The organism is Campylobacter sp. BCW_4332 (assembly GCF_001763175.1).
Classification (GTDB): Bacteria; Campylobacterota; Campylobacteria; order Campylobacterales; family Campylobacteraceae; genus Campylobacter_D; species Campylobacter_D jejuni.
The window spans coordinates 1-994 of the sequence record NZ_MJYF01000030.1; the positions used below are offsets into that span (position 1 = coordinate 1).

The 994-nt window shown below is 29.1% G+C and carries 1 protein-coding gene; it reads left to right on the top strand.

Features of this window, described 5'->3' with window-relative positions; all coding sequences use genetic code 11:
* Positions 1-994: motility associated factor glycosyltransferase family protein (locus AJN64_RS02460; protein WP_148122982.1), on the top strand; the 994-nt coding region annotated here is incomplete at both ends.

A 994-nucleotide genomic window follows, 5' to 3' on the forward strand; every position in this document is an offset into this window, starting at 1 on the left:
TTTTACAAAACATCCCTTCTATGCTTGAAAGCATTCCTTTTCAAAGAATCTTAAGTGAAAGAAAAAACAAATTTGAAAATGCTATAGTAGTTTCTGCAGGACCTAGTTTAGCTAAACAACTTCCTTTACTTAAAGCTTATCAAGATAAAGCAGTGATCTTTTGTGCTGATGGGGCTTTAAGTATGCTTGAAAAAGAAGGCATAGTACCTGATTATGTTACCAATTTAGACTATAGTGATTGGGCAATAAAATTTTTTCAAAATAAAGAAAATTTAAAACAAAGCATTATTGCTCTTGAGTGTGCTACACATCCTAATGTCGCGCGTAGTTTAAAGGCTGAAAATTGTATGATTATTTTAAGAAATAAAGCTCTTTACCAACGCTTCAATCTTAATGACTTTGGCTATATTGATACAGGTACTCATGTGAGTCATTTTTCTTATACTTTAGCTTTGGCTTTAGGATTTAAAAATATTATCATGATAGGGCAAGATTTAGCTTTTGATGAAAAAGGAAATTCACACTCAAAAGGTTTTGATTTTGGGGAGAAATTTAGCGGTGAAGAAAATATAGACAAACTTAAAGTCCCCGCCTATGCAGGTAAAGGTGAAGTTTTAACTCATATAACTTGGAATGATTATCGCATAAAACTTGAATATCTTTTTGCTTGCAACAGTAAAGAAACTAAATTTTACAATGCCACTGAAGGTGGAGCAAGGATTAATTTTACAGAAGAACTTTCCTTTAAAGAATGTTGTGAAAAATTCCTTACAAAAGAAAAACCTAAATTTGAACTTCCAAAAAGTTTAACTAAAAATAGAAGTGACAAACTCCTAGTTAAATTCAAAGAAAAAATACAAAAAGATCAAGATAATGCTAAAAGATTTTTAAATGATGCTTTAGCTTTAAAACAAATTTTAGAAAATATACTCAGTAAAGATTTTATTTTACCTTTGGAATTTTTAGAAAAAGTTTATCAAAATATAGAAAATTT